Source organism: Streptomyces sp. NPDC102278, from assembly GCF_044766345.1.
GTDB lineage: Bacteria > Actinomycetota > Actinomycetes > Streptomycetales > Streptomycetaceae > Streptomyces.
On sequence record NZ_JBIWLV010000010.1, the window covers coordinates 83,774 to 106,614 of the forward strand.

Annotated in this window: 22 protein-coding genes and 2 pseudogenes; 15 read left to right on the forward strand and 9 right to left on the reverse strand. The window is 68.2% G+C overall.

Annotated elements, in window-relative coordinates; genetic code table 11:
* The first annotated feature begins 1,970 nt into the window (after window positions 1–1,970).
* Window positions 1,971–2,726, forward strand: a complete 756-nt coding sequence (locus ACIRO3_RS23645) for a hypothetical protein (protein ID WP_404139843.1) — start codon at window positions 1,971–1,973, stop codon at window positions 2,724–2,726.
* A gap of 87 nt (window positions 2,727–2,813) precedes the next feature.
* On the opposite strand, the gene ACIRO3_RS23650 is transcribed toward ACIRO3_RS23645, so the two are convergent.
* Window positions 2,814–3,311 (reverse strand): hypothetical protein, encoded by a 498-nt coding sequence (locus ACIRO3_RS23650; RefSeq protein ID WP_404139846.1) that lies wholly within the window; start codon window positions 3,309–3,311, stop codon window positions 2,814–2,816.
* 319 nt (window positions 3,312–3,630) lie between these two features.
* Here ACIRO3_RS23650 and ACIRO3_RS23655 point away from each other — a divergent pair, with 319 nt between their 5' ends.
* The gene (locus ACIRO3_RS23655; protein WP_404139849.1) at window positions 3,631–4,035 is read left to right on the forward strand and encodes a DUF1622 domain-containing protein; all 405 of its coding nucleotides are present in this window, start codon (window positions 3,631–3,633) and stop codon (window positions 4,033–4,035) included.
* A gap of 304 nt (window positions 4,036–4,339) precedes the next feature.
* Here ACIRO3_RS23655 and ACIRO3_RS23660 read toward each other — a convergent pair whose 3' ends face one another.
* From ACIRO3_RS23660 to ACIRO3_RS23675, 4 genes are all read right to left on the reverse strand, one after another.
* The gene (locus ACIRO3_RS23660) at window positions 4,340–5,206 is read right to left on the reverse strand and encodes a hypothetical protein (protein WP_404139852.1); all 867 of its coding nucleotides are present in this window, start codon (window positions 5,204–5,206) and stop codon (window positions 4,340–4,342) included.
* Window positions 5,203–6,114 (reverse strand): ABC transporter ATP-binding protein, encoded by a 912-nt coding sequence (locus tag ACIRO3_RS23665; RefSeq protein WP_404139855.1) that lies wholly within the window; start codon window positions 6,112–6,114, stop codon window positions 5,203–5,205. Before ACIRO3_RS23665 ends, ACIRO3_RS23660 begins: the two co-directional genes overlap by 4 nt.
* 661 nt (window positions 6,115–6,775) lie before the next feature.
* Window positions 6,776–7,201 (reverse strand): hypothetical protein, encoded by a 426-nt coding sequence (locus ACIRO3_RS23670; RefSeq protein ID WP_404139857.1) that lies wholly within the window; start codon window positions 7,199–7,201, stop codon window positions 6,776–6,778.
* Between the two features lie 414 nt (window positions 7,202–7,615).
* Window positions 7,616–7,774, reverse strand: a complete 159-nt coding sequence (locus ACIRO3_RS23675) for a hypothetical protein (protein WP_404139860.1) — start codon at window positions 7,772–7,774, stop codon at window positions 7,616–7,618.
* A 28-nt stretch (window positions 7,775–7,802) separates the two neighbouring features.
* Here ACIRO3_RS23675 and ACIRO3_RS23680 point away from each other — a divergent pair.
* The 4 genes and pseudogenes from ACIRO3_RS23680 to ACIRO3_RS23695 form a co-directional block, all read left to right on the forward strand.
* A pseudogene (locus tag ACIRO3_RS23680) lies at window positions 7,803–8,218 on the forward strand (transposase family protein); the annotation flags it as partial.
* A 484-nt stretch (window positions 8,219–8,702) separates the two neighbouring features.
* The gene (locus ACIRO3_RS23685) at window positions 8,703–9,452 is read left to right on the forward strand and encodes a transposase family protein (protein WP_404139863.1); all 750 of its coding nucleotides are present in this window, start codon (window positions 8,703–8,705) and stop codon (window positions 9,450–9,452) included.
* Between the two features lie 37 nt (window positions 9,453–9,489).
* The gene (locus ACIRO3_RS23690) at window positions 9,490–9,648 is read left to right on the forward strand and encodes a hypothetical protein (RefSeq protein ID WP_404139866.1); all 159 of its coding nucleotides are present in this window, start codon (window positions 9,490–9,492) and stop codon (window positions 9,646–9,648) included.
* A 262-nt stretch (window positions 9,649–9,910) separates the two neighbouring features.
* On the forward strand, window positions 9,911–11,320 hold the full coding sequence (locus ACIRO3_RS23695) for a hypothetical protein (protein WP_404139868.1): 1,410 nt from the start codon (window positions 9,911–9,913) through the stop codon (window positions 11,318–11,320).
* Between the two features lie 6 nt (window positions 11,321–11,326).
* On the opposite strand, the pseudogene ACIRO3_RS23700 reads toward ACIRO3_RS23695, so the two are convergent.
* Together ACIRO3_RS23700 and ACIRO3_RS23705 are read right to left on the reverse strand one after the other, a co-directional pair.
* Window positions 11,327–11,637 (reverse strand): annotated as a pseudogene (locus ACIRO3_RS23700) (transposase family protein); the annotation flags it as partial.
* Window positions 11,598–12,062 carry a DUF6228 family protein gene (locus tag ACIRO3_RS23705; protein ID WP_404139871.1) on the reverse strand — a complete coding sequence of 155 codons (465 nt, stop codon included), beginning with the start codon at window positions 12,060–12,062 and terminating at the stop codon, window positions 11,598–11,600. The pseudogene ACIRO3_RS23700 and the gene ACIRO3_RS23705, both read right to left, overlap by 40 nt.
* Window positions 12,063–12,085: 23 nt before the next feature.
* On the opposite strand from ACIRO3_RS23705, the gene ACIRO3_RS23710 reads away from it, so the two are divergent.
* The 4 genes from ACIRO3_RS23710 (at window position 12,086) to ACIRO3_RS23725 (ending at window position 15,728) form a co-directional block, all read left to right on the forward strand.
* The gene (locus tag ACIRO3_RS23710; RefSeq protein WP_404139874.1) at window positions 12,086–12,679 is read left to right on the forward strand and encodes a hypothetical protein; all 594 of its coding nucleotides are present in this window, start codon (window positions 12,086–12,088) and stop codon (window positions 12,677–12,679) included.
* A 363-nt stretch (window positions 12,680–13,042) separates the two neighbouring features.
* Entirely contained in the window at window positions 13,043–13,606 is a 564-nt protein-coding gene (locus tag ACIRO3_RS23715) for a hypothetical protein (protein ID WP_404139877.1), read from the forward strand.
* A gap of 72 nt (window positions 13,607–13,678) precedes the next feature.
* Entirely contained in the window at window positions 13,679–14,941 is a 1,263-nt protein-coding gene (locus ACIRO3_RS23720) for a DUF6357 family protein (RefSeq protein ID WP_404139879.1), read from the forward strand.
* Between the two features lie 148 nt (window positions 14,942–15,089).
* A complete protein-coding gene (locus ACIRO3_RS23725; protein ID WP_404139882.1) occupies window positions 15,090–15,728 on the forward strand; it encodes a hypothetical protein in 639 nt (212 codons plus the stop codon).
* A gap of 287 nt (window positions 15,729–16,015) precedes the next feature.
* On the opposite strand, the gene ACIRO3_RS23730 is transcribed toward ACIRO3_RS23725, so the two are convergent.
* A complete protein-coding gene (locus tag ACIRO3_RS23730; RefSeq protein ID WP_365999087.1) occupies window positions 16,016–16,372 on the reverse strand; it encodes a MerR family transcriptional regulator in 357 nt (118 codons plus the stop codon).
* A gap of 425 nt (window positions 16,373–16,797) precedes the next feature.
* Between ACIRO3_RS23730 and ACIRO3_RS23735 the strand changes: the two genes are divergently transcribed.
* Both ACIRO3_RS23735 and ACIRO3_RS23740 read left to right on the forward strand, forming a co-directional pair.
* Window positions 16,798–17,703, forward strand: a complete 906-nt coding sequence (locus ACIRO3_RS23735; protein ID WP_404139885.1) for an NADP-dependent oxidoreductase — start codon at window positions 16,798–16,800, stop codon at window positions 17,701–17,703.
* A 282-nt stretch (window positions 17,704–17,985) separates the two neighbouring features.
* Entirely contained in the window at window positions 17,986–18,480 is a 495-nt protein-coding gene (locus ACIRO3_RS23740) for an HIT family protein (protein WP_404139888.1), read from the forward strand.
* A 5-nt stretch (window positions 18,481–18,485) separates the two neighbouring features.
* Here ACIRO3_RS23740 and ACIRO3_RS23745 read toward each other — a convergent pair whose 3' ends face one another.
* The gene (locus ACIRO3_RS23745; RefSeq protein ID WP_404140291.1) at window positions 18,486–19,145 is read right to left on the reverse strand and encodes a formylglycine-generating enzyme family protein; all 660 of its coding nucleotides are present in this window, start codon (window positions 19,143–19,145) and stop codon (window positions 18,486–18,488) included.
* A gap of 605 nt (window positions 19,146–19,750) precedes the next feature.
* On the opposite strand from ACIRO3_RS23745, the gene ACIRO3_RS23750 reads away from it, so the two are divergent.
* The 3 genes from ACIRO3_RS23750 (at window position 19,751) to ACIRO3_RS23760 (ending at window position 22,836) form a co-directional block, all read left to right on the forward strand.
* Window positions 19,751–21,241, forward strand: coding sequence for an MFS transporter (locus ACIRO3_RS23750; RefSeq protein ID WP_404139891.1), 1,491 nt, complete (start codon window positions 19,751–19,753; stop codon window positions 21,239–21,241).
* A 545-nt stretch (window positions 21,242–21,786) separates the two neighbouring features.
* Window positions 21,787–22,560, forward strand: a complete 774-nt coding sequence (locus ACIRO3_RS23755) for a maleylpyruvate isomerase family mycothiol-dependent enzyme (RefSeq protein WP_404139894.1) — start codon at window positions 21,787–21,789, stop codon at window positions 22,558–22,560.
* 60 nt (window positions 22,561–22,620) lie between these two features.
* Window positions 22,621–22,836 (forward strand): hypothetical protein, encoded by a 216-nt coding sequence (locus ACIRO3_RS23760; RefSeq protein ID WP_404139897.1) that lies wholly within the window; start codon window positions 22,621–22,623, stop codon window positions 22,834–22,836.
* Window positions 22,837–22,841: the final 5 nt, after the last annotated feature.

Here is a 22,841-nt window from a genome sequence, read left to right on the forward strand (position 1 = left end):
TTCCGCCGACCCGACCTGAATACCGTCGGGCGTGCGGGGATCGCGGTTGCTTGACCGGAGACCACCTCACCAACGATGTCCTGCGGTACCCGGACTCGACACTTGCGTCCGGGCGATCCTGATGGCGCCAATTCCTCCGTTCATCCCTCGGGATCAACTACTTACCAACATGGGGACTACATACTGCTGGAACTACTGATCTTGCTCTACTCGATACTGCCGATACTGCGTACTGCGTTACTGCTCGCGGCCTGATCAAGCGCCACGCTCCGGCAGCCAGCCCCGTCGCCCAACCTGCATCCACTCTGGCTTGGAACCCCACTGCCGAACCTCCCGGTGCGCGCGCCCACCATCGACGCCCTCACCGAGGTACCACTCACTTCACTGCTGGTACTGCGCACTGCATCTACTGCCGGGTACTGCACTACTGCGGTACTGCTCGTGGCGGCCCCTGATCACTGCGGGCCACCCGGTCCGGTCGCCAGTCCCGTCGCCGACCTGCATAAACCTTGGCTTCGACACTCCACCACCGCACCGTCCTGCGCACTGCACCTACGGGTACTGCGAGTAATGCTGCCTGCCAGTTCGTCTCTGCCAGGCCCTGCCGTCCTTCTGGGTTACGAGAGAAACCATAACCACACCACGGCCCGATGTCTACTCCGACCACGTTAGATTTCCGTGCGCTCGACCGCGAGGTAATCGGCGTACCGATCATCGTCGCGACGGCGGGTACGCAAGTCGGTCACTGCCGGGATAACCCGCGCAGGTCGGGACGCAAGCACCGCACGAACAGGACAGGACCGGGCGGGCGACCTCCATACGAACAGGACAGGACCGGGCGGGCGACCTCCATCGCCGGCGCCCGCGAGAGTGCCCGCCGCCTCCTCGAAGGCCTCCTGCTCGTGATCACAGCCGAGGCCACCGAAGAGCGGGTCTGGGCACGGGGAGGGGCCCTGGCGTGTAAGACACCAGGGCCCCGAAGGAACTGCTACACCATCTACCGGCCCTGGAACTGCACCGGCCTACTGTTTCCGCCGACCCGACCTGAATACCGTCGGGCGTGCGGGGATCGCGGTTGCTTGACCGGAGACCACCTCACCAACGATGTCCTGCGGTACCCGGACCCTGTCACCGCGTCCGGGCGATCCTGATGGCGCCCCATCCCTCCGTTCATCCCTCGGATGATCAACTGCTTACCTGCGGGGAACTGCGGTACTGCCGATACTGCCGTTACTGCGAACTGCAAGTACTGCCGGTGACCTGACCAAGCGCCACGCTTCGGCAGCCAGCCCCGTCGCCCAACCTGCATCCACTCTGGCTTGGAACCCCACTGCCGAACCTCCCGGTGCGCGCGCCCGCAGCCGACGCCTTCACCGAGGTGCTGCTCCACTCACTTCGCTGCTGGTACCGCGCGCTGCGCTGACTTCGGGCACTGCCGCTGCGTCAACTGCGGTACTGCTCACGGCGGCCCCTGATCACTGCGGGCCACCCGGTCCGATCGTCAGCTCCGTCGCCGTCCTACGACAACCCTGGCTTCGGAGCTCCACCACCGCACCGTCCTGCGCACTGCAACTACGGGTACTGCGACTACGGGTACTGCCTGTACTGCGGATCCTGCTTGCCCGCAGTTCGTCTCTGCCAGGCCCTTCGGCCTCACTGGGCCACGGGAGAAACATAGCCACACCACCGCCCAATGTCTACTCCAGCCGCGATAGATTCACGTGTGTCCGATCGTGAGGTATTCGGCCTCGGCCGGCATCGTCGTGCTCCGGGTTTCCCCGAGACGCGGCACGGGGCGGGTGGGGACGGCCACCGGCAGTGATGCCGGCGGAGCGTCTGCGTGGCGTCGGTTGCCGCCGTACCGCGGGAGGCCGGCGGCTCGTCGCACCCCCCTTGCGCCGGATGACCGTCCGAAGGGGCAGGATCTACGCCGACATCGCCGCCCGGCCCGACAGTGGAGAGAGAGTTCCGTGGCCTTCGAGACCAGTCCCCAGATGTCCGCCGAGCTCGCCAGGCGGGCGGGCCATTACGCGGCTGCCGTCGCCGAGCAACTCCTGGAAGCGGGTCTTCCGGTGACAGGGATTCACAGTTGTGGTCCCTGGCGCGACCGGGAGGGCCAGGACCTCGACGTCGAGGCCGGCATCTCCTTCACGCAGGCATTCCAGGACCAGTACGGCGCCGGCGACTGCGGGCTCCATTGGGCCGGCAGGTCAGGCTGGTGTCTCTTCACCGCCGACGGACAGGACCGGTACCTGCCCGGCGCCCGGCCGCCGGGAGTTGCCCTGCTTCCCGAGCCCCGCCTCGTCGGGGCCTTCGTCGACGCCTTCCGTCTCAACCCCGCCGCGGCCGGAAGCAGCGAACAGCCCCACCACCGCCCGTGCTTTCCCACCCTGATGGACGACCTGGCCCGCTACCTCCCCGCCCATCCCCGCGTGTTCGAGGAACCCCAACTGCGCTTCGCCGACCTGCACAGACACGCCTACGACAATCGCGTACGACAGGCACTGGCCTCCAGCGCCTCCGACCCCCTCACCCACCTACACCTCCGCAAGGGCGAGCTGACAGCCCTCCTCCACCTCCTCGAATACACCGAGAGCAGCAATCCCAGCACCCTCAACCGGCTGCTGGCCACCGACCTCCACGCCCGCGCAGGCCGAACCCGCGACGCCGCCGAAGAACACAAGAGCGCCCTGCAGAACGCGAACCTCCATCAGCCACGCAGGTGAGGCGGTAAGACCGCCCGCGCCCCACTCCCCCGCTGCCCTGTCTTTCGGATCAGGCCGAGATCGCCCTGCACCGCGCCGCGGGCCTCGTCAGTTGGGGAAGGAGTAGTAGAGCGCCTCGCTGTAGAAGGACGCGAAGTGCTGCTGCCAGTCGGCTCGGACCGAGGCCAACCAGTCGTCGTTCTGACCGGCGATCGCCGCCTCGGCCTTGGCGACGGTGTCGGGGATGTCCTCGTAGGCCAGACGCCGCACGCTCGCTGCCGGATCGTCGCCCGTCATCGAGACGATCTCCCCAGTCTCGAGGAGGAAGTACTTTGCCTGCTGCTTCTCCAGGTGGGCGGTGGTCCTGGCCACGCATTCGGTGAACTCGACCTCTTCCTCAAGGCCCTTGCCGACCGCGCGCAGGAGGCCGCGGAGCAGGGCCGCCCCCTCGGCGTAGTCCGCGGCGATGCCGATGGGGGGGTTCCAGATCATGGACGGGACGATCGTCGTTCCGCGTCCCACCATGAGCTTGTGCGCGAGCGGGATGTCCCAGTTGTGCTCGGATATGCATCGGATCCGCTGGGGGATCTGAGCCTCGTTCGGCATTGAGTCTGCGGAGTAGAGATATGAACGGTTTGCCATGGTGGCGACGCTAGCAACGGGGACCGACAATGTCGGCGCCGCCGGACCCCTGTCGCGCGGTCAGCACGCGCCGGAAGGCCCCGAGCCGGGCGGGGTGGGCATCGTCCCGGTCCCGGCGCTGCACAGGATGGCCATCAGGTGCCCACGTACCCACGGCTTCATTGACCCGCGCGAGCACTTCCGAGGTGGCCCGTGCACAGCCGGTTCTCACGCATCCGCCAGATGTGGCGAGCGGCACCGCGCCGAGCCGTGTAGGCGCGCAGCCGCGGGTAGAAGCAGCCACATGAACATGTCAGGTGAGCTGGTGTCCGAGTCGGGAGTGCGGGAGATGATCGGATGGCTGGTCCACGTCATCGAGGCAGCCGGCGCACTGATCATCTTCGTCGGCGCGATCTGGGCTTTCGCCCGGTTCGCCATGACCGGCCTGCGCAAGCGTTCCCTCATCGGCGAGTTCAACAAGATCCGCCTCAGTCTCGGCCGCTTCCTTGTCCTGGGACTGGAATTCCAGCTGGCGGGCGACGTGCTGCGCACAGCAGTCGCGCCCAGCTTCACCGAGATCGGCCAACTGGCGGCCATCGCCGCCATCCGCACCATCCTGAACTTCTTCCTCACCCGGGAGATCGCGCAGGAACGCGCCGAGATCGAACGCGACCAGAAGGAGCCCGTATCCCGGGCTGCGGCAGCCTGACCTTCCGACTCGGCGGCGCGAGGGAGCGGCCGAGGATGAGGAGCCGGGGGCGGGTGAACCGCTTCCCATCGGGCCGGAGCAGGCGCGAGCCACACGAGGGTGACGGCGACTCGCGCGACGTGGGCGATGTCCGCGCCCGACAGGCCCGTCTCCCGCAGTTGGCAGGCGTGGGAAGCGGCTTCGGCCGCAGGGACCCGGGTGGGTCGTCTGGCCTGCAGCTCCCTGTTGCGCCGGGCCCGGTCACGGCGTGCCGCGGCTGTGCATTCGGGGCGTGTGTAGCCGTAGTCGGCGCAGGAGAGCCGAGTCAGGGCGCTTTGGCGTCCCGTCGGCAGTAGGCCCACCACCCGGCTGCCGTGATGGCCGCCGTGTAGAGGCAGAACACCGTAGACGCGACCGAGGTGGACAGGTGGGAGCCGACCAGCGCCTGAGCGAAGGGCTTCTCGTCTGCGGAGTATGCCGAGACGTCGGTGAGCATCGCCCGGCCCGCCGCGAAGGGCAGCCAGCTGTTGACGCCGTCCAGCCCCGGTATGTATCCGAGGAGTGCTCCCGTGATGCGTTCACCGAGCAGCGGCCACAGAACCAGGAGCAGGACTGGAACGATGCGACTGCCCAACAGGGCGACCGCGGCCAGGCACAGGAGCGCCCAGCACCCCATCCATGCGACGAACCGGGCGGCGGGCGCCAGGACTTCGGTCCAGTCTGGCTGGGGGGCGCCGGCCATGGCCAGCGATGCTGCGCACGAGAGCGCTCCGAGCAGTGCACTGGCGGCGGCTGTGCCTGCTCCTACGGTGAAGCCGACCCCGCACTTGGCTCCGTAGGCGACAGCGCGTCCGTTCACGGTCAGCCAGGTCGTGCGTGCGGCGCCTGACACCAAGTCGGTCGAGACCGGCCCGGTGCCCAGGACGAGCACGAAGAAGCACAGGGCTGGGATCTGGAGGGAGAGGGGGGTCCACGCGATCGTGTCCGCCACTGTCACGGCGCTGACGGTCTGCTGCTTGTCGAGATCGAGCAGGACCGTGATGCCGGTCAGCAGGCTCAGGACCGTCACCACGGAGAGCAGGATCCAGGTCGACCGCAGGGCTGCCAGATGCCGCCACTCGTACCGGCATGCCCTGACGAACCCGGCAGCGGGCCTGACCGTCACTGGTGCAGTCGTCACAGCGCTTGTCACGAGATTTTGAACTCCTCTTGCGCTATGCCGAGGTAGAAGTCTTCCAACGACGGGTTTCCTTCGTGCAGCCAGTACAGCGGTATCCCGGCCTGCAGGGCGAGCGTGCCGATTTGTACGCGGTCCAGGCCTGTGACGGTGGCGTTCTGTCCGCCGGCCGGAGCCAGGTGCCCGCCGTGTTCCGTCACCAGTTCGGCCAGAGCCGGCAAGTCGGGTGCCTCAAGCGTCACGATCCGTCGGCCGGCCGCGCGTTTGAGGACCTCGGTCATCCGCTCCGCCGCCACGACCCGGCCGAGGTTCAAGACCACTACGCGGTCGGCCAGTTGCTCCATCTCGCCGAGGAGGTGGCTGGAAACGAGCACGGCCTTGCCCTGCGCTGCCTGGGCGCGCAGAAACTCGCGCAGCCAGCGGATCGAATGAGGATCGAGCCCGTTCGCGGGCTCGTCGAGGACCAGTACCGGCGGGTCACCCAGCAATGCCTGGGCGATGCCGGCGCGCTGCGCCATGCCCAGCGACAGTTCGGACAGCTTTCGCCTTGCGGCATCGGCCAGCCCGACGGTCTCCAGCAGGCTGTCCACGCGTTCGTCCGCTACCGCGGATCCCGCGGCCACCATGCGCAGGTGTGAGCGGAGGCGGTGTTTGGAGTGGCCTGCCACGCCCCCCAGGACAGCTCCGACAACCGTGCCGGGTGCTCCCCACTCATGCAGGGGTTTGCCGAGATAGCGCGTTTGCCCTTCGCCCCTCAAAAGACCCAGCATGAGCTGGATCGTTGTGGTCTTTCCCGCGCCGTTGGCGCCGACGAAGCCGGTCACCTCGCCGGCATGGAGAGTGAGCGAGACGTCGTCCAGGACCCTCTTGCCGCCGAAGGACCGGCCGAGACCCCGGGCCTCGACGAGTACCTCGCCCTTCACTGCGCACTTCCTGCACCTGATGGACCGGGCCGGTTACCAACGGGCAATGTGGCCGAAACCGCCACCATATGCGGATCTCTTAGTCTCATGTAGGGTCTTCTTGCGTTATCGCAAGGGGGAGGAAGCCTGCAAAGGCGATCTGAACAGGCGTGGAAACCGAAGGGTCCCTGCGCGGACTTCTTCCCCCGATTACTTCTATCCGAGCATGCGGGAGAGACACGCATTCTCAGAGACCCGCACTATCGCCCTATCGCCGTACAAGTGCAATCAGCTGCCATGCCAGTACGGCGTGTACGAGAACGCACATACCCCACGCCCCGGGGCCTCGCGTTCCGTGACGGAATGTCGTTACCCATCCGGCTGATACCAGAATCACGGACAGGGCGCAAAGGATCCAGGAGATTGCGAGCCATGGCGTGGAGGGCTCGGTAAGAATTCTGATCGCGGCGAGTGGCGCCAGCGTCAACAGCGGCAGAGCCCATGTGCCTTCCGTTGCCGTACGGGAAGATGCGGTGTGGGTCATGGGGGGGTGCTCCGTGTTTCCGTTTGCGGTGTACGAACAGCGGACCGGGTCTGCCCAGGCGTCTTGGGGCAAGCCCGGTCCGCTGCCGTTCAGTCAGGGAGCCGGATCACTCGGATCACTCGGGTCCCCTGGCCGTCATCAACGCAGGGCGTTGTAGATCTCCAGGAGCGTCAGCCCGGGAGAGATCGCAGCGAGAGGTGCCCTCACCCACCAGGACAGGCCGTCGTACCACTTCTTGAAGTCGCTGTACTTGCCGCCGATGGCCTTGGCGAAGCCGCCGACCTTGCTGAAGGCGGCCCTGATCGCACTCCACTTGCTGGCGGCCGAGGCCTCACCGTTGGCGATCTTGGTCATCTCGGTCTGCTCGGCAGTCGAGAGGCTGACCGCGAAGGGGCTCGCCAGCAGGGCACGCGCGGCCTGCTGGGCCTCGGCCTGCTGCGTGGCCGACACAGCCTGGGCCGTGGCCACCGGAGCCTGGGACGCCTGTGCCAGGCCGGCAGCCCCGCCAAGGGCTATGGCAGCGGCGGCCGAGACTGCCGCCATGCGCAGAGCATTACGATTCATTCGTTTTTTCCCTTGCGTCGTCGCAAGGAGGAGGAAGCCCATAGGGCAACCTGAACAGGCGTGGAACCGAAAGGTGGGCCCCCGGACTTCTTTCCCCCGATTACATGAAGCTTGCCGATTCCCCTGGTCAGGGAGGAATCAACGCGTTGGCGTCTCATCCTTGGGACGCCGAACAACGTGCACACTATCGTCAGATCGATCACTTGGCCACAGTGCAACTGGTCACCAGGTGGCGAAAGTTGACCAACACCTCACTATGACCTGCGGCTTCGGGTACCGAAGCGTGCCGGCCATTGGCTTGAAATAAACGTCGGTGCGGGCAGTGCGTTTGCCAGGAACGGTCGCCGGGGATGTGGCAGGGCTGATGCGTTCTTGGCCGACGGCGAGACACGGGAGTTCGCAGACTTCGCCCCTTCAGGGGGAGCCCGGGGAGAACACGAACGGGTTCTCGGGTGAGTTGCTGCGGAAGTCGCAGCCGTGAGCGCCCGTGACGTTCTGAACCTCCGCGCCGTCCGTGGCCGGCTTGAGGGTGATGGCTGCCGTGTCGGAGTAGCCGTAGTCCGTGTCCGTCATTCACGACGTGGGGACGAAGGACGTGGCCCGGGCCGACTACTCCCACAAGCACCGCCGGCATGGGGTGAACGTGCAGGTGGTGACCGATCCAGATGGTCGGCTGCTGTGGATCTCGCCTGCACTGCCCGGGCGCACGCACGACCTGACCGCGGCCCGCACTCACCGGTCATCCGGATCTGCGGACGGCAGGGCGTTCCAGTCCTGGCCGACCGCGCCTACATGGGAGCCGGACCGTGGGTGACGACGCCCCTCAGACGCCCACCGGGCCGTGGCCTCACGCCCACCCAACGGACCGTCAACCGCGTGCTGTCCGCAGCACGGGCTTCGGTCGAGCGTGGCGTCGCACAGCTGAAGTCGTGGCGGATCTTCCGCAAGGCCCGGTGCAGCCCGAATCGAATGTCGTCAATCGCTGCAGCCGTCCTCACCCTGGAGCGGCAACGCTGAACCCAAGGCATCGATCTATCGCGATGGGAGTCCGACGAGATCCAGGCCGTTGTTCGATGCTCTGCTGCAGCGCGGTCGTGAGATCGACGGCAGGTTCGGGCTGAGGCGGTTCGGCCGAACCCTGGGCGTCAGCCGCCTCCGCCTCCGCCGCTGGTGTTGTCCGGACCGAGGTCATGCTCCCGGCTCTGGTTCGCGCCGGATCCCCAATCTCGTAGCAGATGAGCCCCGCTCCGATGAGCAAGACGATCCCCGTAGCTATCAGCGATATCCATGCGCCGGCGTCCATGCTTGCGGATGTACCCACCGCTGTCAGTGCGAAGCCTCACCCGGTCCTCCATCGATCCGGAGCGGTTCAGTGAGCGTTTTCAGTGTGGTCACTGATCGGGTGACACCGGTGAGGACGAGGTGAGGGCCGCAACGCACAAAGCCCCCGTGCCGTTCAGGGAGGTGTTCGAAGTCTCAACCCATCGGCACAGGAGTCCTGTTGGTTACCTATCCGGCCGCAATCGACCTCCCGCATGCCCTCGTCGAGTGGGTCACGATGCTCATCGTCACCCGTGAGGGTGACCGGCGGTGCAAACTCCCGCCGCACCAGCGGGCGCTCGTTGCTCTGGTGTACCTACGCCACCACGACACCCTTACCCGGCTCGCATCCGGCTTCGGGATATCCGTCGGCACCGCCCACGCGTATGTCACCGCCGTGACCGCCCTGCTCGCCGAACGGGCCCCGGGTCTGCTCAAGACGCTGCGCGAGCTTGATCCGGAGGTCGTCCTGCTGGACGGGACGCTTGCCGAGTGCGACCGCGTCGGCGACAGCCGAGCCGACTACTCGGCCAAGCACCGCCGGCACGGCGTGAACGTCCAGGTCGTCACCGACCCCGCCGGTGAGGTCCTGTGGATCTCGCCCGCCCTGCCGGGCCGCACCCACGACCTGACCGCAGCCCGCACCCACCGCATCATCCGGATCTGCGAACGCCAGGGCGTCCCGGTCCTCGCCGACCGCGCCTACCAAGGCGCCGGCCCCTGGGTCACCACCGGACTCAAACGGCCACCGGGCGGGGAACTCACCCTCACCCAGCGCACCGTCAACCGGGGCCTGGCCGCGGCGAGAGCGCCAGTCGAACGCGGTATGGCACGGCTGAAGTCCTGGCAGATCTTCCGCAGATCCCGGATCAGTCCCAACCGCATGACCGTCATAACCAAAGCCGTCCTCACCCTGGAGAGGCAACACTGAAGACGCGCACCCCCTGACAGGGCCGTGCCGGCAACTCATGCACAAGGGAGCGTTCACTGTTCCCCGCCTGCAGGACAGCGACGGAACCTACCTGTACCTGGTGGTCGACGGCCGCCTCCGGCTCGTCGCGCACGCCCCCGGCATCACGGCACCCGACGGACGCAAGCGGCTCGACCGCCCCCTGCCATTCCCCTGATCCGACGCTCGAGCGAGCCGAGGCGGCGTCGCCACCGCCGCGCACCTGGGGTCAGGCCGTCCGTGGATCGCAGGCGCCGCACGCAACGCCAACACCCGCGCCCGGACCGACACACCGGCACAAGTCGGCCAGGGACCCTGTGACAGACCCTGTGACAGACCCCTTCGAAGTGAACGAGGGCATCCGGTGGAGACGCCGTGACAGGATGCCGACGATTCACCGGACGGCTGGATGTAGTCAACTCAAGGGAAGTATAGGGAAGATGAAGATATTTCGGCGGCGCGGAGACTCTCAGGACCGGGATCGTACCGAGCAGGCGATCCAGGAGTACCGGACGGCCTACGAACGAGGGCTTGCCGCCGAGCAGAGCCAGGGGCCGGCACAGGCGCTGGCCGAGTTCGCGCGGGCGCAGCACGCCCTGGACCGTTTGGACGCCGCCTCCCCGGACCTGCCTGAGGTTCCCCAGGCCAGAGCGGGACTGCTCTACGCCATGGGACGGGCCAGGACTGATGTCGGAGACGTGACCGGTGCAGTCGCAGCCCTGGACCAGGCCGAGGAGCTGTACGAGCGGATGGAGTCGGAGCAGCTCGCTGCCCGGAAGGAGGGTGAGCAGCGAGGTGACCGGCAGGAAACGGGTCCCGTTCCCGCGGTCTTGCTGACGGCCGATGTCCGGCTACGAAGGGCCCGGGCCTATGCCGAGTGGGACCGTCCCTTCAGCGCCCTCAGCGATCTGGACATGTCGATCGGTGGGTACATGCGGGCGGGAGCCTTCGCTCCCCTCTCGGACCGATCCGGGGACGCGGCGCGAATCCTCGCGGTCGGGGCGGGGATCCAACTGCGGGTAGGGGACCATGAACTGGCTTTGGAATGCGGCCAGGAGTCCCTCGCCCGATACCAGGAGATGGGCCGGATCGGCCCTGAGGCGATCCCGTACGCGATCGGTTTCGCCGCCCCGGTCGTCTCCATGCTGGAGGCGGCGCGTGGGCAGTGGGACGCGGCGCTGGCCGTGGACGGCGTGATTCTGGAGGCCGCAGAACTCGGCCGGGTCGGGAGTTCCGGGGCTCATGCCCGGATCGGTGTCCACCTGAGAGAGGCCGGGCGGGACGCGGAGGCGGCCGGACATCTGGCCATGGCCGCCCGCGGGCCGCATGATCGGATCACGGAGGTGGAGCGGGAGTTTGGGTCGGTGCTTGCGCCGAGTCTGCGGGAAGCACTGCTGGAAGCGGAGCGGACGGAGTCCACGAGGCTCGCAGGCGGCATACGGGCCGACGCCCTGGATCCGCTGGAGATCCGGACGCTGCGACTTTCTCTCTGCGGCGGGGACGGAGCCAGGTTCTCGGCCACCGGCCGGATGAACATGGTCAACGCTGTGCCACGTCAGGTCACTTCGCTCGCCCGGATCGGCCACCAGCTGATCGCATCCGACCGCCTTCCCGCGGCACTGCGCGTGCTCTGGGAGGCACTGCTCCTCTGCGATGCCGCCCGCCGCTGGATGACCTTGAACACCGGCGACTCCACCGCGACCGTGCCGCTGCGCGAGGCCGAGGAGAGCGCCTTGGCCGGAGCGGCCGTTCTCGTGGACGTACTGGAACGAGCTGGGGATTTGATGAGCGACGCGCTCACCGCCGACCTGAGGAACGCCAGGGAACGCCTGGGACTGTCGGCACACTGAGCATTCTCAGCGTTGACGCTCCAGGGTGAGGTCGGCTGCGGCGATGGCGGTCATTGCGGTTGGGGCTGCAGCGGACCTTGCGGAAGATGCGCCAGGACTTGAGTCGCGCGATGCTGCGTTCGACTGGTGCTCTCGCCGCTGACAGGGCCCGGTTGACCGTTCGCTCGGTCGTGGTGAGGCCCCGGTTCGGAAGGGCGTCTGATCGGTGTGGTCACCCAAGGGCTGGGTCGCGCGCAGCCACCGCCGCGACCGCCCGCGTCCACCGTGGAGCTGCATGTCAGCCGCGATGACCGGCCTCCTGGCCGAGGAAGTGCCGGACATCGGCTGCGAGAGTGGACATCTGCTCGCCGGCCTCCAGCCAGGTGGTGACGGATGCCTCCCAGCTGCCGACGGACATTCGCCACGGACGCAGGGTCCACGTCAGGCCGATATGGCCGCCTGAGCGGAACACGGCTCTGACAGTGACATCGCGGTCGTCGGTCTGCCAGACACGCTCGCCTTGCCAGCCCCGAAAGTCCTCGGAGAGTTCCTCCAGGAAAGGAGCCAGGTCGGCACTCCGGTTCCAGGCTGCCACACCGTCCAGGCGAGCGTTCAGACCGGCCGCGCACGCCTCGATGGCGTAGTGCACGCAGTCTTCGTCGTCATCGAAGAGGTCAGAGAATTTCACGGAGACGGCCCGGTCGTCCTGGCAGCGGACGGTCAATTCGGCTGGTTCGTCGAGGGCGGCATCGCAGGAGCTCATCCCGGGAACAGTAGGTCAAGGAGGTGCCTGTCGTCACTGTGATTGCAGGTCAGGCAGGCGGCCGGGGTCTACGTGGTCTGGGTTTCAGCGAACCTCACCCCGAGCTGGCGGTGATGTTCCGCTCTGTGACGCGTGCTGCCCCACGAAACGTCGACTGGACTTTCAAAGAGTTGCGGAACTCGTTCATCGTCCCCTCGCGGATCGCCGAATCCGATGCGGGCGGTGAAGGTCCCCACGATCTCTCCGTCACCAGCGACCAGAACTTCTGCGTTGCCGCCTCGGAGGACATCGAGCTGATCATCGACGCGATCGCCGTACAGTCCGCGCCGCCAACTGCCGCTCGAATCCTCGTGTTTCAGATCGCCAAGGCCTCCGCGGATGAGCTGGTGTGCGTCGCAGAGAGCTTCACCGGCGAGGCGCACGTGGGCATGGTGTTCCGGCCCGTCGGCCTGCCCGACGTCGAGGTACGTCTGACCTCCCTCAGCTGGTATCCGCCCCGCCCGGAGACCCAACGCCGCGGCCCGCTCGCCAAGGTCACCCTTGTTGGCAAGGGAGCCGGCATGATCGGCCGCAAGGAGCTGCTCGTCAGCTTGCCCGGAGCCGACGCCCACGAGTGACGCTCTGGACGAGCCCAGTCGCAGCGCACGCCCTGAACGGAAATCTTGCCGAGAAGTCCGGGCTTGCCGCGGACCTTGGTGAATCGGTTGGGCGATGAGCAGCCGACTCTGGGCGGCGGCCGGGGCTCCGATCCGCCAGGCGCCTACGACCTGCATGGTCCGGGATGTTCTCACTCGGTGCGCAAGCTGACGGGGTGCAGGGGCAGGCCGATCCGCCGGCTCGACTACGCTGCTGGAGCTGTCACACGTGAACGAAGGACGCATATGGCTCGCCCCTACAGACCCGGACCGAAGCAGTTCGTCTTCGCTGTCGGTGACGGCAACGACCAGCGGGTGTCCGTAAGCGACCCTCAGGAAGCCTACGTGGCGTTCTCCGCGTTCTTCCGCGGTCGAGCTGCCGACACCTACACCATCCGTGACGAACCGTCGGGGCAGAGTCTGGGACTCATGCCCGGGCAAGGTGTGATCTCCCGGACCAAGGATGCGGACCAACCCCGGTCGGAGTACCTCCAGGTCGACAGGGGCAATCGCTACCTTCCGAGCGCGATGCTGTTCTTCGAGAACGGCTATGCCGGCCTCGACCGCTTCGGCCAATGGTTCTCCGACCTCGCCGACCTCGACGCGACACCGGAGACTCGCGGCGCCGCCCGCGCCGCCACGATCACAACGGAAGCAGCGGCGATCGAGGAAGTCGCCCGGATCTGGGCCGATTCGGGCTACGTGGACCCGAGCGACCAGTACTACGTCTTCTTCGACTCGCATGGCATCGACGATGACCGAGCCGAACGAGCCGCACTGCTCAAGTTGATCGAGTTCCTCGGTATCGAACGAGTCGACGCCCCCGCCGAGGCCGGCCGCGGCGCCGGCGGCGAAGTCTGGGTGCGCGCCGACCCGCGCCTCGACGTCGAATTCGCACGGTGGTCGTGAACGGATGGTGCCGGGTGGGGCTGCCACGTCACCGCGATGTCGGCCGGTGCGGTCCCGGGGGAGAGTGAGTCCATGAAAGAGATCGTCTTCACGCGCAACAGCGGCTGGATCCCGAACGTGATCCGCGAGGACGGCGAGCTGAAGCTGATGCTCGGTGCCGGGGCCGACGCCAACCACGAGCCTCGCACGTTCACCTTCTCGATCGGCGAAGCCCATCTCGCGGTGATCCGGGAGGACCTGGCCAGACACCTGCTGCTGTGGAGTGCGGTCCTTCCGCTGTGCGACGACGCCGGAACCCGGGGCCGGCTCGACGAGAACGCCGCCGGCGCGCTCCTGGACCCGATCCTCCTTGCCGCGCCCGCGGACGTCGACGCGCTCTTCCGGCGCATCCGGTGGGACAGGAGCCGGCTCATCGCGCACGGGGCCGACATCGGTCTACTCGAGCGCGGTCAGCCATGCGCGGCGATGCGCACGGCGACGGAGACGTCGAACGGGAAACGGGCTCAGGAGTACCACGCGAACCGCCGTCGCGCCGAGCGCGGAGCCGTACTCGGTCCACTCGACACCGCGATTTTGAAGTACACGGGCCAGTACCTGCACGGCTCGACGGTTCCCAGGCGAATGCCCAACGCCGTGGACCCCGCGCTGCTGCCCCAGGTCATGCGGGTGATCGCGACTGCGGAGCAGGCGTGCGCCGGGATGCGGATCGACCGCGATCCGCGACGGGGAAACCGCGCCACGGACAAGCGCGACTGGGCTCGGATGGAGACCACGGTCCAAGCGGCCGTGCGCCGTGCACACGCTGAGCTCGTCGATGACGCGGTGCGTACCGTGAGCTTCCTGATGTGCGCGGAGGCCGTGGACCGCGCCAGGCACGCACCCGTGCAGGATGACGAGGAGGCCGCCGGCCACCGCGCCGATCCCGGCGGGAGTGCGAGGAAAACGGCCCTGGTGTTCACCGACGACAAGGGCGCCGAGAAGAAGTGGCTACGGGACGGTCCCCGCACTGCCACCGCGGAGTTCTGGGAGTTCGTCGGCGACCGCTCTGCCGCGGACAACGAAGTCTTCACCATCGAGGACGAGGAAATGGGCGAAGGCATCCAGCTCCACTTCTACGCGGACTCCCTCGCCCGGATCACGACGCTGCGCAAGGGGGAAGGCGGGTCGGATCCGGAGTACCGGGTCGAGTACAGCCTGGTCGACGGGATGGGCGGGTACCGGAACCTGGTGAGCGCCTTCGTCCGCGGCGGCTGCGCCGCGCTCGAACAGCACGGTCCCTGGATGTCGGATGTCGCCGAGTTCGAGCGCGCGCGCCGGCGGCGCGACGCCCGGTAGTCCCAGCGGCAGCCCGCGCGCGGAGCTTCGCCCAACCTGGGTGCGGGAGCGGAGCTTCAGCAGGAGCCGCCGTCCCTTGCAGTTGGCCGGGGGATCCGTCACCGCCAATCCGACCAATGGCACCAACCCCTGAGGAGTTTTGCCGACCATGCTGATGCGCGCGCCCAAGGAGAGCGGCTCGTGGTCGTGGAATCTGGAGGACGTCGAAGAGCCCGGTCTGGAGTTCGCGCTCATGACCGCGGCGCGCATGAGTGCGGTGCTGGAGAAGCACGCCTTGCTGGTGCCGGCTTCACTTGAGTGGGACTGGTTCCAGACCGGCAGGGGCGGCCTCGGCGTTCACAGCCGCCTGACCACGCGTTCACTCGACTCACCCGCACTGCCGGACGCAATCCGCGCCTGTCGACCGACCGGTCACCCGCAGGCAGAGATCGGTGGAATCCTCGTGCTTGGGCCGGGCGCTTGGTTCGACGCGGACGGAGAACGACACAGTGAGTACCGTCTCATGGAACTCATCGTGGCTCCCGACGAGACGGACCTCTGGATCGAACTGTCCGTACATCACGACGTCTGGGGTGAGTGCGATTTCCGGGGCGAGCCCCACCCAGCCATCCAGGCCAACAACGCGCCTCGGCTCGCCTCGGCCCTGCAGGAGCTTGACCGGGTGCTCGGAGTCGCGGCGGAGCCCGGCGAGCCGACGTACTACGGCCGAGCCGAGGGCTACGGGTTGAGCGCCCCGGACATCATCGACGGGCGGGGACCGGACCTCACTGATACGACGTGGGGGTAGGCGGCGGAGGAGGGTACGAGCCGGGCGGCACATCGGGTTCCGTGCTGAACGGTAGGTATCGCATCAATACCGGCGAATGCCTTGTCTTGGGCGGCGATGCCCTTGTGCCTGCCCGCCCGCGGGACGGTCGCGATGGCGCTGGGGTCGGTCTGGCCGGCGCCTCGCAAGCAGAATCCACCCCGTACCTCGCGCCTGGATCCGTTCAAGGCGGCCGACAGCGTGGAGGCGTTGCGCGTCCATGACGGCTACAGGGGGAGGTCGGGACCGCGCCCCTCACGAGGGGTTGGTCAGTCCTGCCCCACGCTCGCCGCGGTCACATTCTCGATCACGCGGCCGAGTTTGGTCTTGGCCCGGTCCAGGTCCTGGATGCGTGCGGTGATGCGGTCGCGTTCGATGATGAGTTGGTCGAGCATGGCAGGGGTCGCGACGCCGGTGCTCACGCACGGCAGGAGTTCGACGACGGTACGGCTGGAGAGGCCGGCTGCGAAGAGGTCCTGGATGAGCTGGACCCGCTCCAGGGCTTCGTCGGGATACTCACGCTGGCCACCGGGCGTCCGCGCCGAGTCCAGGAGCCGCTGTTCCTCGTAGTAGCGCAGGGCCCGCACGCTGACCCCTGACCGCCTGGCGAGCTGTCCGATGCGCATGACGCAGGGCACTCCCTTCCCGCTCATACCTCACGTTGACGTCACGTTCAGGCTAGCAACACCGCCCCCGGAGGCGGCCCTTGGCACCGATCGAACCGTTGCCGGCGCCGAGATTGATCACGACCCGGTGAGGGGCCCGAGGGCGTTCACGCGGTCCACGTACGCACGGCAGCCCGCGCGGCGTGCCGGGATCGCCGAGCCGCCCGAGGGCACATGGGCGTCGACCGTGACGGGCGGGGTGATCCCTCGGAATGGCGCAGGGCCCCACTCCCCGCCCCGCCTGCTCGGCAACCTCACCCGACCGCGCCTGCTCTCCTCCGGCCGGGCGACAGTTGCGACTTGCACCTCACGTCAACGTCAGGTTCTAGAGTGACGGGCGTCGGATGAACACGTCATCCCGGCCCGTCAAAGTAAGGCAGACCACTATGCGCGCAGCCCGGTTCCACGAATACGGCGGACCGGAGAGCCTGGTGATCGAGCAGGCCCCCGACCCTCACCCCGGACCCGGTGAGATCCGTGTCCGCGTCGCGGCGGCCGGCGTCAATCCCATCGACTGGAAGCTGCGCGCCGGCGCCCTGCACCAGCTGCTTCCGCTGGAGCTGCCCGCCATTCCCGGGCGCGACGCCGCCGGTGTGGTCGACGAGATCGGCGACGGGGTGCAGGGGGTGAGCATCGGCGACCGCGTCTTCGGGCTGGGTGGCCTCACCGGCGCGACCGCGGAGCTGCTCATCCTTTCGGCCTGGGCGCACACCCCTGCCACGTGGAACGACGAGCAGGCCGCGGGCGCCGGTCTCGCGTCCGTGACCGCGATGCGTGGGCTCGACGCGCTCGGCCCCCTCGCGGGGCGCACCCTCCTCGTCGAGGGCGCCGCCGGAGGCGTGGGCAGCGCGGCAGTCGAGATCGCGGTAGCGCGAGGTGCCACTGTGATCGGGACGGCCAGCGAACGCAACCACGAGTTCCTCACCTCTCTCGGCGCCGTTCCCACCACCTACGGGCCCGGCCTCGCACGGCGCCTCACCACCCTCGCTCCGCACGGCGTCGACATCGTGCTCGACACCGCGGCCTCCGGCTCCCTGGACGACCTCGTCGCGATCGCGGGCGACCCGAAGCGCGTCGCGACGGTCGCCGACCACGCGGGCGGGCAGCGCCTGGGCACGCATGTGGTCAACGCGGAGAACGATCCCACTCTCCTGTCCGCGGCGGCGGAACTGGGCGGGCAAGGCCGCTACACACCCCGTATCAAACGGTCCTACCCCCTGGAGCGGATCGCCGACGCCCACGCGCACGCCGAGCGCGGACGCACCCGAGGAAAGATCGTGATCTGTATCTGAACAGACCGATCTGTATCTGAACAGGCCCACGAGGTGGGTGACTCGCACCGTGCGGGCCTACGCGGCGAGCGTGCTCTCGATCGGTACCGGCGAGCGGGCGGCCCGAAGCGGGCCGATCTCCATGTCGCCTGGTCAAGAGGGCCGCCCCCACTCGGGCACCGCACGCCCGGCGCCGCCGCGTGGGAGAACTCGACCCTCGGACCCGTCCACGTTCCATTCCCGCGGCAGCGCGTCATCGCACAAGACACAGATGAAGAGCCCGCCTGCGGGTAGTCTCGGGCCGTGACCGGTGACTGGCGTATGGACCGGATCGGGGCTGCTCTGCGGGGCCGGAATCCGACGGTGATGCGGCGGCTTGAGTCGGGCTTCGCGGTGATCGGCGACGTACAGTTCCTGCCCGGATACTCGGTTCTCCTCGCGGACGAGCCGGATGTTCAACGGCTGTCCGACCTGCCCAGGGCCAAGCGGCTGTCGTTTCTGTCCGACATGGACCAGCTCGGAGAAGCGGTTGAGCGGGGCTGTCGGCGGCTGGACCCCGACTTCCGCCGGGTCAACCTGGAGATCCTCGGCAACACAGACCCGTTCTTGCATGCCCATGTCTGGCCGCGATTCGAATGGGAGCCGGCCGAGTTGGTGGGCAAGCCGGTGTGGCTGTATCCGCGTGACCGATGGAGTGACGAGCGGTTCAGGCTCGGCCCGCGACACGATGTGCTGCGGGATGCGATCAGCTGTGAACTCGACGGTTTGACTCACGACTTACTGACGGTTTTCGATTGAGACGGTCATGGCCGAAGTGGCGGTGTGGAGCGTGCGACGCGGAATCCCACGTCCTCGATCCGGAAGGTCGGATGGCTGCGCCGCCGCACCGACGCGCGGCAGCTCCAATGCTCGTCGGCCCATCCACCACCACGGAGGACCCGGTAAGCGCCGTACACCTCGGCGTCGTAGAGGTCCCAGCACCAATCCCAGGCGTTGCCGAGCATGTCGTACAGGCCCCAGGCGTTGGGTTGTTTGCCGCCCACGGGGTGGATCCGCCCATCTGAGTTGCCCTGGTACCAGGCGACCTCGTCGAGCTGCCCGTACCGCGGGCCGGTGGTACCCGCACGACAGGCGTGCTCCCATTCGGCCTCGGTCGGCAGCCGGTACCCGTCTGCGCCGGTGTCCCAATCGGTCATCTCGGCGTCAGCGCGCAGGTGGTACGCGGGTGTGAGCCCGTCGCGCCGGGACAACGCGTTGCAGAACTGGATCGCGTCCCACCACGAAACGCCCTCGACGGGCAGCCGGTCGCCTCGGGCGCTGCTCGGCCGCTGACCAGTGACCTGTGCGTACCGGAGCTGGGTGACCGGGAACGCCGCCATCTGGAACGGCTCGACCTCGACCAGCCAACTGCTCTGCGTCCGCCGGTCCGACAGCGTCACCTGTCCTGGCGGGACGCCAACCATCTCCATGCCTGCCCCCGTGTCCACAACTGACCACCCTACCGGCGCCTTCCCATCGTCCCGGTCCCCCGGGCTGTGCCCCCGACAGGCATGGTGTGGGTGACGCCGCTCTCGCGTATGCGCCTTGGGCTCTTGTTCGCGCCGGGTTCGCGGACAGGTCCGTACGAGGTCGACGCGACGGTGGCGTGATCGTCATGACGGCCGAGGGCGGGGCGCTGCCTCCGCCGAGGGGGCTCCGGCGCAATGGCGGGCCCTCTCAGGGCGGGTCCACCATCTGGAGTGCGTGGAGGGCCTGGGATGTCGTATGTTGGACGAGTTCCTGTGCCGAGGTGTCGGTGGCAGTGACCGGATGCCCTGTTCCTTCTGCGTCGATCTTGAGGTGACGTCCTATCAACCAGGCCATGTAGTCGTCCGTGTTCCCCACGTGCTGTTGTGACGCACGTGTCCGGGGGCGGACGTCGCGCTGGCCTGAGTTGCGTCACCCTCCCCGCATTTTTCTGTCTATTCCCGGGTGCAGCTCTGCCGTCTGCCCCGGGTTTCGTGTTTTCCGGCCCCGGCGCGGCTGTCGGCAGGGCTCCCCGATTCCTTTGGATCAGGAGTTTCCCGTCGTGTCTTCCTCCGCGCTCGACAACGAGCCGCAGCACACCACCCAGCCCCCGACCCACCCAACACCTGGCCTGTCGAAGATGGGCTTGGCCGCCTGGGTCGCCCTCTTGGTGCTGCTGGGCGCCGAGCTGATGGACATGATCGACCAGTCGGTCGTCCTGACCGCCCTGCCCGCGATCCAGGAGTCGACCGGCGCCGGACCGGACGCGGTGCAGTGGCTGACCACCGGCTATTCACTGCCCATCGCCGTCGGACTGATCACCGGCGGACGTTTCGGCGACCTCTACGGCAGGCGAAAGATCCTCCTCATCGGCACCGTCGTGTTCACCACGGCCTCGCTGCTGTGCGGCCTCGCTGCCGGGCCGGGCGTGCTGATCGGCGCCCGCGGGCTCCAGGGTGTGGGAGTGGCCCTGATGATCCCGCAGATCCTGGCCACCCTCCATGTGGCCTTCGAGGGGCAGAACCGCAGCAAAGTGTTCGGTCTGTACGGGGCCGTCATGTCGCTCGCCAACGTCCTGGGCCCGGTGATGGGCGGTCTGCTGACCGAGGCTGACCTGTTCGGGCTGTCCTGGCGGCCGATCTTCCTGGTCAACGTTCCAGTCGGCCTCGCGGTGATCCTCCTGGGACGCAGGTTCATCCCCGAGTCGACCGTGAAGAAGGCCGACCGGCTCGACCTGACCGGCATGCTGCTGTCCGCGTCCGCCATCGTCCTGATCGTCTTCCCGCTCACCGAGGGACACCTCCACCACTGGCCGCTGTGGTGCTTCGCCCTGCTCGCCGCGGGCCTCCTCGTCCTCGTTGTCTTCCTGCGCCACCAGCACCGCAAGCAGGACGACGCTCCGCTCGTGGCCCTGTCCCTCTTCCGGAGCCGGCAGTTCTCCGGCGGCATGGCCGCGCAGCTGATGCACGGCCTCCTGTGCGGGCTGTTCTTCATGACCTGGACGCTCTACCTCCAGCGCGGCCTGGGCATGAGCCCCTTCCACGCGGCCCTGGCCTTCGTGCTGCTCTCCCTCGGAGAGCTGGCCGGTGCGACGGTCACGGCGAAGAGCGCCGGGCGCTTCGCCCGCCGCCTGCCGCAGGCCGGAGCCCTCATCACGCTCGCGTCGATAACTGCCTACGGGCTCCGGATCGATGCCGGCCAGGCGGACCCGACCCTGCTCGGGATGACCGCTCCGGTGGTACTGATCGGCTTCGGTCTCGGCATGGTCGGAGGCCCGCTCGCCGACATGTCGCTGGCCAGGGTCCCGCACGAGGACGCCGGGTCGGCCTCCGGCCTGTTCAACACCGTCATGCACCTGGGCATCGCCCTCGGTACCGCGCTGACCGCCCTGGTGTTCTTCGCCACCGCCGGCGGCTCTGCCGACGCCGGACTCAACCGCGACGCGTTCATCAGTGTGCTGTGGTGGGTCGGTAGCCTGCTCGCCCTGATGTGGGTCCTGATGTTCTGCCTGCCCGAACAGGCCGACAACCAGGCCGACAGCCAGGCCGACTGAGCCGCTACCAGGCTCCGGCCGTCGGCCGGAGCCCGGGTCACCCAGCCTTCCTCGTCCTCGCCGTCTTCGCCGGCGTCCGAGTCCCGGAAGGAGTGCAGGCCCTGGCCGGGACCGCCGGCGGTGATGTTGAACAGGTAGCGGCCCAGGAAGTTGATGTGCCGGGCCTTGAGGGGAGAGAGGCGGTCGACGTCCGCGTCCTGGCAGATCGCGCAAGCGAGCGGTATCGGGATTCCTGCACGGTGAGCTGCCGGTTCATCAGCCGCCGGTAGATGTCGCTATCGAGTCGAGCAGGGCGAGCAGCCGCATCGTCTTGTGGGTGCGCCCGTGCTCGGCGACCGCGGGGTCGGGTGTCCTTTGCGGCCGAACACCGCATGCGCTGGTGCTCTTGGCCAGATGGTGGGTCCCGTAGCGGTCGAAGTCGCCGTTGGCGAGCAGTGCGCGGAGCTGCAGGACGGCTTCGACGCCGGCGCTCCCGCGCGGCCGGGGACGCGTTCGTCCGACAAATTCGCTACCCGGCGGCCTGAGCGCCGTGATACACAACCGACGTGCAAAAAATCTTGGAGTTCCCCGAGGTCCTGCGGCTGATCGAAGACCGCTCGGCGGCGTTCCGCGCCGCGATCGCGTCCGCCCCCGACCTTGACGTCCAGGTTCCGACCTGCCCGGACTGGACGCTGCGCGAACTGGCGCAGCACGTCGGCGACGGCCGCCGCCGCCAGGCCGCCATCGTCGCGGCGGGCCCGGGCGCCGAGCCCCCGGCGAGGACGGTCCCGAAGGGCGCCCCGACCTCGCCCCGCGACCGCGAAGCCCTGGATGCCTGGCTCGCCGAGTCGACCGAGCTCATGCTCAACGCGATGCGCGAGGCCGGCCCGGACCGCGGCTGCTGGACCTGGTGGGGCCGCTCGCAGGCCCCGGAGACCAGCGGAGCCGTGGCCCGGCACCAGATCCAGGAACTCGCCGTCCACACCTACGACGCCCAGCTCACCCAGGGCGCCGCACAGCCCCTGCCGACGGACGTCGCGGTCGAGGGCGTCGACGAGTTCCTGATGACCGTCTCGGCGACGACCGTCCCCTGGCCGTTCAAGCCGGCGACCATCGACCTGCACACGACCGAGGGCCGCTCTTGGCGCCTGACCCTCAACGCCGACGGCGTCCGCTGCGACGACCTCGCCGCCGACGCGGAGCCGGGCGACATGGCGATGCGAGGCACAGCGAGCGAACTGGTCCTCTACTTCTACGCGCGCGTCCCGCTCGACGGCCTGGAGACCACCGGCGACACCGAGCCGATGGAGCAGCTCGCGGACTGGGACCCGAACGCGTAGAACGCGCGCGCCGTGGGGCGGCTGTCGGCCCCGGGGTACGGGTCGGTGGCAGTCCTGGACGTGCCGGAATCCACTCGGGGGACCGACGCGGGTATCGCTCCGCAGCGGCCGGGGACGGTCCGCAGCGACCTCGTCGTGCGCACCGGACCGCACGTCCGGGTGCGGGTCGGGGCCCAGATCCCGCTGCTGGTCGATCTCGCGCAGCTCTACGTCTTCGACCACGCGGGGCGCCGCGTGTCTCCGGCCGGTGACGGGCACGCACCTCTGGAGAGATAGCACCG